The organism is Micromonospora sp. RV43, assembly GCF_001029515.1.
Taxonomy (GTDB): domain Bacteria; phylum Actinomycetota; class Actinomycetes; order Mycobacteriales; family Micromonosporaceae; genus Micromonospora; species Micromonospora aurantiaca.
Window position 1 is genome coordinate 1 of sequence record NZ_LEKG01000296.1, and the last position, 7,131, is coordinate 7,131.

Below are 7,131 nucleotides of genomic sequence, written 5' to 3' on the forward strand. Positions count from 1 at the left end.
GAACCGGACCGCCGTGGCCAGATCCGGGGCACGGACCAGGACCTGCCGGGGACCGTCGCCGTGGCGGAACCGCACGAGCTGCGGCGACACCACGGCGAGCGGACCGGTGACCTCCACATGGCGGACGTCGTGGGCGAGGTACAGGTCGCACAGCGCCCGCTCGTCACCACCGGACGGCCAGGCCATGCCGTACCGGCGGACGTCGCGAAGCTCGGCCAGCGCGGCCCTGATCTCCGGCGGCGCCAGACCCTGGGCGCCGAAGAAGCCGAGCAGTCCGGCCTCCGACAGCCGTCGCAGGAACGCCGGCGACGTGACGCCGAACGGGGACGACCCGGCCAGGCAGGCGTACCGGATGCCGTAGTCGGACCGCAGCCCGGGCGAGCCCGCCGGGCGCGGACGCGACGCGGTGGCCGGCGGTGGGCCGAGGGCGGGACCTCGCGCCACCGGCGCGGCGGGTGCAGTCACCGGAAGTGCGGCCGGCGCGGCGGGCGCGAGCGGCCCGCCGGGAACGGGTGCCGGCAGGCTCCCGGCGGCCCGGCGCCACATCTTGGTCAGCACCTCACCGGGACCGACCTCGACCGGCTCGGTCACCCCCGACCGGGCCAGCAGGCACATCGTGTCCCACCACCGGACCGGCTCGACGAAGTGCCGCAGCAGCGTGCCCGGGATCTCGCCCGGGACATGGGGCGCCCCGGTCACGTTGCTCACCACCGGGATCGACGGCGGGCCCGGCGTGACGTCGCGCAGGGCCACCGCGAACGCCTCCGCGGCGCCGGCCATGAACCGGGAGTGCGCCGGCACGCTGACCGCCAGCGGCACGCACCGGCCCGTACCGAGCCGCGGCACGGCGTCGACGACCGCGCGGATGCCCGCCGTGCTGCCGGCCAGCACGAACTGGTCGGGCAGGTTGTGGTTGGCGAGGTCGACGTCCGGGATCCCGGCCAGCAGCTCCGTCACCCGCGACAGCGGCAGGCCGAGCACCGCCACCATGCCGCCGCCGGTCACGCTCTCCATCAGCCGCCCACGGCGGACGACCAGGCTCAGCGCGCTGTCGAAGTCCAGGCAGCCGGCGAGGTGCAGCGCGGCGTACTCGCCGAGGCTGTGCCCGGCCACCACCTCGGGTGGCGGACGGCCGTCCGCCAGCGCGGCCCGGGCGGCCAGCACGCTGACCAGGAACACGGCCGGCTGCACGTACCGGGTGCGGCCGAGGTACTCGCCCCGGGCGTCCCGGCACAGCTGCGCCGGCGGCACGCCGATGAGCCGCTCGGCGGTGGCGCACTCGGCGGGGAAACGGTCCAGGAGACCCTCGCCCATGCCGGGATGCTGCGATCCCTGCCCCGGGAAGACCCACGCGCGCACGGCGATCACCGTTCCCAGGGGTAGCGGCCGTGCGCGACGAACTCCGTGATCCGCTGCCGCACCGCGGGCGCCGACATCAGCCGGCCGAACTCGGTGACCGCGTGGTCGCGCAGCCGGTCGTCGACGCCGGAGAACGCCCGGAAGTACCGCTTGGCGTCGCCGACGACCACCGGGTCGAGGCGGTTGAGCCGGAACAGCAGCTGCCGCAGCACCGTCTCGGGACGCTCGGCGACCTCGTCGACGAGATGGATCCGGTACGCCTCGGCCGCGGCGATCGTCTGCGTGCTCAACGTCGCGGCGTACGCCTTCTGGAACCCGACCCGCCGCACCAGGAACGGCAGCACGCAGCAGGGCAGCAACCCCCACAGCGCCTCCGGCAGCGCGAACGTGCTGCGGGCGGTGGCGTGCACGAAGTCGCTGGCGGCGACCAGCCCGACACCACCACCGGCGACCTGCCCGTCCACCTGGGCGATCACCACCCGCGGCACTGTGGTGAAGCGTTCCAGCAGGGCGAAGAACGCCGCGCCCCCGTCGGACGCGCCACCGTCACCGGCGGCGCTCTGGAAGTCCATGCCCGTGCTGAACACGCCGTCACGCCCGGCCAGGACCACCGCCCGGCAGGCGGCGTCGCCCTCGGCCTCGTCGAGTGCGGCGTGCAGCTCGCGCAGCGTCTCGTCGTCGATGCCGTTGCGCCGCTCCGGCCGGGCCAGCGTGACGCGCAACAGCCCGGGCTCGCGCCGGAGCTCGATCGTGCGGTACGCCATCGGAGCTCAGGCCGCGCCGCTCGGCACCTGCGGCAGCAGCAGCGTGTCGCGGATGCTGCCCTCGATGAACAGCCGGTCCCAGGTGCCGCCGCCCTTGGACTCGTGCAGCCGGCGCCGGCCGAACACCTCGGTGGCCATCTCCTTGCCGCGCTCCAGCTCGCGCAGCTCGTGGTAGTCGTCGACGCTGCGCAGGTGGATCAGCTGGAACAGGTGGTCCTGCTGGCCCCAGGTCTGCTCGTACAGCGTCGCGGTGACCCGGCCGGCGAGCCGCTCGTTGACGAAGTGCTGCCAGTGGGCCGCGTACATCCGGCCCTCCTCGCGGAACTCGTACTTGACGTCCGAGGTCCGCATGACGATCGCGCCGGCCGTCGCCGAGTTGATCTGCTGCTCCGGCGGCTGGTTGAGCTGGGACGAGGCGGGCGGCACGAAGGTCGCCGGCTCGGCGTCGTCGCCGTCGTGGTCCATCCCGTGCTGCGGTACGAGCACGTCCTCGTGCAGGCTGCGGTGGACGAAGATGCGGTCCCAGTTGCCGCCGCCCTTGTGCGGCAGCCGGTCCTCGTCGGAGATCCGGCGGAACTCCAGGTCGTGGTCGACCATGTTGAGCAGGATCCGGTAGTCCTGCGGGGACTTCAGGTGGATGAACCAGTGCATCCGGTCCCGGCCGCCGAACACCTCCTCGAAGGCGAACGACGTCGCCACGCCCTCCTGCGAGGTGTTGATGTACTGCAGCAGGTCCACGCTGAACTGGCGCCCCTCGGCGGCGAACCCGTAGGCCATCTGGCCGACCCGGTGCAGGATGAAGCCGGAGTTGAGCGTGTGCAGCACCCGCTCCAGCGGCAGCGACGATTGGTTCAGCGCGCGGTACGGCTCGACCGTCGTGGTCATCGGTTCGCTCCTCAGGTGAGATCGCCGGTTCCGGCCCGTTTCTACGGGGACGGCCGACGGCGTGTCTGCTCACGGTTGAGCGGGCGCCGGAAGCAACCGGCCTGCTCAAGGTTGAGCAGGCGAAGCCGGTACGACTGCCTAGCGTGATGACTCGGCCGGGATCCTCGGCCGTCGACCCTTCCCAGGCGGGCAGGTGCCGTGACGCAACAGACCGATCCAGCCCACGCCGTTGTCCTCTCCGCCGCCGATCCGGAGCGGCTACGCCGGTCCGCGCACCGGCTGCGCGAGCACGTCTCCACCGCGGACCCGGCGCTCGACCTCGCCGACGTGGCGTACACCACGCAGGTCGGCCGGATGCCGTTGCCGCACCGGCTCGCCGTGCGGTGCGCGAGCGTCGCGGACCTGGTCGGCGGACTCGACGCCTACCTGCGCGGCGAGGCCCGCGACGGGGTGCTGCACGGCGTCGCCGGGGCGCCGTTCGCGCCGACCGCCGCGCCGACCGACGCCGACGCCGCCGCGGACTGGGTCGGCGGCGGCCTGGTCGACTGGCGGCGGTACTGGCCGGGACCACGCCCGCGGGTGCCGCTGCCCGGCTACCCCTTCGGTGCGGCGCCGCCGGCCCCGCCCGCCGCACGGCCGCGCGACCCGGCCGGGTCGCTGCGGGCCTATCTGGTCGAGGTGTACGCCGAGGTGTCCGGCCTGCCCGCCGAGTCCGTCGACCCGCTCCTGCCGCTGACCGAGCTGGGCCTGTCGTCGTTCCTCGTGACGCGACTGACCGCCCGGCTGGAGAACGACCTGGGCGAGCGGTCGCGGACGCTGTTCTTCGAGCACGCCACCCTTGGAGAGGTCGCCGCGGCGCTGGCGGCGGCCGGCCGCACGGCTCCCGCCGGCGCGGTTCCCGCCGAGCCTGCCGGGTCCGCCGCACCTGCCGTACCCGCCGCACCTGCCGAACCCACCGAATCCGTCGCACCTGCCGAGTCCGCCGCACCGCCCGCTGCGGACGTCGTGCCGGCGCCGGCCGTCGCCGTGGAGCGGGAGCCGGAGGAGGAGCGCGAGACGGAGATCGCGGTGATCGGCGTCGCGGGACGCTACCCGCGCTCGCCCGACCTCGACGCGTTCTGGGACAACCTCGCCGGCGGCCGCGACTGCGTCACCCCGCACCCGCCCGAACGCGCGCGGCCGGGATGGCCGACCCACCTCATGGACGGCGGGTACCTCGACGACGTCGACCGGTTCGACCCGCTGCTGTTCGGCATCACCCCCCGCGACGCCGCCCTGATGGACCCGCAGGAACGGCTGTTCCTCGAAGTGACCTGGGCCGCGCTGGAGAGCGCCGGATACACCCGCGCCCGGCTGCGGGAGCGGCACCACTCCTCGGTCGCCGTGTACGCGGGCGCGATGTGGAACGAGTACCCGCTGTTCGGGGCGGAGCGGACGCTGCGCGGCGTCCCGCAGGACTCCGGCGCGACGCTCGGCGGCATCGCCAACCGGGTGTCGTACTGCTTCGACCTGCACGGCCCGAGCCTCACCGTGGACACGATGTGCTCCTCCGCGCTGGTGGCGCTCGACCTGGCGGTGCAGAGCCTGCGGCGCGGCGAGGCCGAACTGGCGGTGGCCGGGGCCGTCAGCCTGTCGCTGCACCCGAACAAGTTCATCCAGCAGCACCGGATGAAGCTCACCGCGACCGACAGGCGCAGCCGGACCTTCGGCGCCGGCGGCGACGGGTTCGTGCCGGCCGAGGGGGTCGGCGCGCTGATCCTCAAGCCGCTGCGGCGGGCGCTGGACGACGGTGACCCGGTGCACGCCGTGATCCGCGGCACCGCCGTCGTCCACGCCGGACGGACGAACGGCTACATCGTGCCCAGCCCGGTCGCGCAGGCCGACGTGGTACGGCGGGCGCTGCGCGACCGGGCTGGGCACGATGNGCCCGTACCGGACCCGCCGAGATCGGCTACGTGGAGGCACACGGCGCCGGCACGGCGCTCGGCGACCCGGTCGAGATCGACGGCCTGACCCGGGCGTACCGGGACGCGGCCGGGACCGACCTGCCGCCCGGCAGCATCCCGATCGGCTCGGTGAAGTCGACGATCGGGCACACCGAGGCCGCCGCCGGACTCGCCGGTCTCACCAAGGTCATCCTGCAACTGCGGCACGGCGTGCTCGCGCCGTCGCTGCACGCCGACGAACTCAACCCGAACATCCCCTGGGACGCCGTGCCGTTCCGGGTGCAGCGGCAGCGGGCCGAGTGGACCGGCCCCCGGGTCGCGGGCGTCAGCTCGTTCGGCGCCGGAGGGACCATCGCCCACGCGGTCGTCGCCGCGCCACCCGCCCGTACCCGCCCGGCCGCGCCGCCCGGCCCGCAGCTCGTCGTCCTGTCCGCCTACGACGAGGACCGCCTCGACGAGGTGGTACGGCGGCTCATCGCGTACCTGCGCCGGGACCGCGGACCGAGCACGGCGGACCTCGTCGCCGCGGTCCGGCGGATCGCCGCCGGGGAGCACCCCGGTTCGGCCGCCGACCACGCCGCCGCGCTGCTGGCGCACGACGGGCCGGCCCTCGCCGACATCGCCTACACGCTTCAGGTCGGCCGGGAGCCGCTGCGGCAGCGGCTGGCGGTCGTGGTCGAGGACGTCGCGACGTTGTGCGAGCGTCTCACCGCCTACCGCACCGATCCCGCCGTGCTGCGCGGCCGCGCGCCCGCCGCGCCGGACCCGGACGCCGTGCCGCCGGCCGGCGCGAGCCTGACCGACCTCGCCCGGCACTGGGTGGCCGGCGGAGCCGTCGACTGGGCCGCGCTCCACGAGCCGGGCCGGACGGTCGTGGACCTGCCGGCGTACCCGTTCGCCCGCATGCGGTGCTGGGTGCCGGAGGACACACCGGCCGGTGCCGGGCCGTCCGGCACGCAGGCGCCGACCGTCGCGGCGGCGCCGGACGCCGAGGTGCCGCTCTACGCCAAGGGGTGGGAGCCGGATCCCGATCCCGGGCCGGTCGCGTCGCCGGTGGCCGGGGTGATGCTGTGCGTCGGTGGCAGTCCCGATCTCGTCGCCCGTCTCGGCGGCCTGGCCGTGCACGACGTGGCGGACCTCGCCGCCGTGCTGTCCCGCGTGCCCGACGTCGGCGGGCTGGTCGGCCTGCCCGGCGGGCCCGGCTGGGAGCCCCGGGTACGGATGGTGCAGCGGCTGCTGGCCGAGCGTCCCACCACGCCGTTGCGGATCCTGGAGACGGCCGTCGACGACGTCCGCACGGCCGGCTTCGTCAAGGTCCTCGGCGCCGAGTACGCCCGCGTCACCGCCACCGTGCTGCACACCGACCGGCCCGGCGACGACACCGATCTCGCCACCCGGATCCTCGCCGAATGGGTGCGGGCCGACGCCTACGGCGAGGTCCGGTACGCCGACGGCCGGCGGTACCGGCCGCGCCTGGACCTCGTACCGGCGCCCCACGCGCCGCTGCGGTGCGACCCGGACGGGGCCTACCTGGTGACCGGCGGCACCCGGGGCGTCGGTGCGCTCGTCGCCCGGCACCTGGCCGCGCACGGCGCCCGGTCGATCGCCCTCGTCGGCGTCCACGCGGACACCGGCGTCGCGGACGACCTGCGCGCCCGCGGCGTGCGCGTGCTCCAGCACGCCGGCGGGTTCCCCGGCGTCGAGGAGTTCCTGCGGCAGGTCCGCGCCGAACTCGGCCCGCTGCGGGGCGTCGTGCACTGCGCCGGTGTGGAGAGCCGGGGCAACCCGGCGTTCCTGCACAAGGACCTGGCGGACGTCCGCGCGGTGATGGCGCCCAAGCTGGACGGCTTCGAGACCCTGGCGCCGCTGTGCGCCGACGACCCGCTCGACTTCTTCCTGGTGTTCTCCTCGGTGTGCGCCACGGTGACCGGGCTGGCCGCCGGGGTCTCCGACTACGCCGCCGCGAACATCGCCGTCGACGAGCTGGTCCGCGCGCGGATCGCCGCCGGCCGTACGGAGTTCCGCTCGGTGGACTGGCCGCAGTGGGCACAGACCGGGTCCACGAGCGGACGCCCCAACCCGTGCGCGCCGGCCGGTCTCGCCCCGCTGGACGACGCCGCCGGACTACGCGTCGTCGACCGCGTGCTCGCCCTGCCGGCCGGCGCGGGGTGCTGTCC

General features: G+C 75.2%; 5 protein-coding genes. 2 read left to right on the forward strand and 3 right to left on the reverse strand.

The window, feature by feature from the left end; genetic code table 11:
* The 3 genes from ABD52_RS36210 to ABD52_RS36220 all read right to left on the reverse strand — a co-directional run.
* The coding region (locus ABD52_RS36210) for an acyltransferase domain-containing protein (protein WP_152748369.1) at window positions 1-1,368 on the reverse strand (1,368 nt) is incomplete at its 3' end.
* A complete protein-coding gene (locus ABD52_RS36215) occupies window positions 1,365-2,123 on the reverse strand; it encodes an enoyl-CoA hydratase-related protein (protein WP_013287046.1) in 759 nt (252 codons plus the stop codon). The genes ABD52_RS36210 and ABD52_RS36215, both read right to left, overlap by 4 nt.
* A 6-nt stretch (window positions 2,124-2,129) precedes the next feature.
* The gene (locus ABD52_RS36220) at window positions 2,130-3,008 is read right to left on the reverse strand and encodes a DUF6039 family protein (protein WP_013287045.1); all 879 of its coding nucleotides are present in this window, start codon (window positions 3,006-3,008) and stop codon (window positions 2,130-2,132) included.
* 354 nt (window positions 3,009-3,362) lie between these two features.
* Between ABD52_RS36220 and ABD52_RS41290 the strand changes: the two genes are divergently transcribed.
* Both ABD52_RS41290 and ABD52_RS41295 read left to right on the forward strand, forming a co-directional pair.
* Window positions 3,363-4,932 (forward strand): beta-ketoacyl synthase N-terminal-like domain-containing protein (locus ABD52_RS41290; protein WP_235437670.1); only part of this gene is annotated, 1,570 nt, incomplete at its 3' end.
* A 31-nt stretch (window positions 4,933-4,963) separates the two neighbouring features.
* The coding region (locus tag ABD52_RS41295) for an SDR family NAD(P)-dependent oxidoreductase (RefSeq protein ID WP_235437671.1) at window positions 4,964-7,131 on the forward strand (2,168 nt) is incomplete at its 3' end.

Excerpts from the sequence above, each read along its gene's own strand:
- ABD52_RS36215 (WP_013287046.1), bottom strand. The coding sequence starts at position 2,123 with ATGGCGTACCGCACGATCGAGCTCCGGCGCGAGCCCGGGCTGTTGCGC.
- ABD52_RS36220 (WP_013287045.1), bottom strand. The coding sequence starts at position 3,008 with ATGACCACGACGGTCGAGCCGTACCGCGCGCTGAACCAATCGTCGCTG.